The organism is Bradyrhizobium sp. Y36 (assembly GCF_002531575.1).
Classification (GTDB): domain Bacteria; phylum Pseudomonadota; class Alphaproteobacteria; order Rhizobiales; family Xanthobacteraceae; genus Bradyrhizobium.
In genome coordinates this window covers 1-1510 of the sequence record NZ_NWTI01000047.1, presented here as the reverse complement: position 1 = coordinate 1510, position 1510 = coordinate 1, and the positions used below count along the sequence as shown (strand labels likewise).

The window sequence follows — 1510 nt, the reverse complement described above, 5'->3', positions numbered from 1 at the left end:
CCGATTCTGTTGAAAAAGGCGGCTGTTGCGACGCAGAGGGATCAGTGATTCAGTCTGTCTAATTGGCAGGACGGAAAATCATGATGGGACATCGGCAAGTCGAACAGGCTGCGTTGTTCTATGAGTTCTCGCTCGATAGGCATATTCCCGCCGACCACTTGCTCCGGTCGATCGATAGATTTGTCGACCTTGAACAGGTCAGGCAGGACCTGGCACCCTTCTACAGCAGTATCGGTCGACCTTCGATCGATCCCGAGCTGATGATCCGGATGCTGCTGATCGGCTACTGCTTCGGCATTCGATCGGAGCGGCGCCTGTGCGATGAGGTTCACCTCAATTTGGCCTATCGGTGGTTCTGCCGGCTCGGTCTGGATGGCGCGGTGCCGGATCACTCGACATTCTCCAAGAACAGGCATGGCCGCTTCCGGCAGAGCGACCTCTTCCGTCGCGTATTCGAGAGCGTGTTGCGCCGCTGCATCGAGGAGCGACTGGTCGGCGGTGAAGGATTTGCCGTTGACGCGAGCCTGATCAAGGCCGATGCCAATCGGCAGAAGGGGATCGAAGGCGACAAGGGGCTTCCAGCGGAGGCTGCCGGCCGAGCGATCGATGAGTATCTGGCTGTCCTCGATGATGCCGCTTTCGGAGCGGCAACCGAGGTCACGCCGAAGTTCGTGTCGCCCTCCGACCCGGCGGCGCGCTGGACCGGGGCGCATGGTGGCCAAGCCTTCTTCGCCTACTCGACGAACTACCTGATCGACGTCGAGAACGCGATCATCGTGGATGTCGAGGCGACGACGGCAATCCGGCAGGCGGAGGTATTGGCCGCCAAACGCATGATTGAGCGCTCGCTCGAACGGTTCGATCTCTATCCGAACCGGCTCCTCGGTGACAGCGGCTACGGCTCGGCTGAGATGCTCGCCTGGCTGGTCTATGAGCACGGCATCGAGCCGCACGTTACAGTCTTCGACAAGTCCGCCCGCACTGACGGGATCTTCTCGCGCGACGACTTCACCTATGACCATGCCGGGGACGTCTATCGTTGCCCCAGTGGCAAAGTTCTTACCACGACCGGAACGCTGGTGAATGATGGCGCCACCATGCTTTACCTCGCCAGCAAGCGCGATTGTGATCGCTGCGCATTGAAGTCCCGGTGCTGCCCCAAGCAGGCCTCACGGAGGGTGCCGCGCTCGATCTACGAGGGCGCTCGCGACATGGCGCGCCAGATCGCGAGATCGTGGGAGGGCCGCACTTCGCGTCGGCTCCGCAAGAAGATCGAAATGCTGTTCGCGCACCTCAAGCGCATTCTCAAGCTCGATCGCCTGCGACTGAGGGGCCCGAACGGCGCGCGTGACGAGTTCACCCTCGCAGCCACCGCTCAGAACCTTCGTAAGATGGCCAAGCTGATCCCGATGCAAATCCCCAGGCCCGCATAGCGGAGAACCCAGGCGCTAGGCCGCTTCGGAGCTGGCGCCAATCCATCGGATTGCCGCTGCCTTTTTCAACGAAATCG

The 1510-nt window shown here is 61.1% G+C and carries 1 protein-coding gene; it reads left to right on the top strand.

Annotation, left to right across the window (positions count from 1 at the left end):
• Positions 1–80 precede the first annotated feature (80 nt).
• Positions 81–1433: a transposase gene (locus CO669_RS34775; RefSeq protein WP_097667115.1), complete on the top strand. Its 1353-nt coding sequence runs from the start codon at positions 81–83 to the stop codon at positions 1431–1433.
• Positions 1434–1510: the final 77 nt, after the last annotated feature.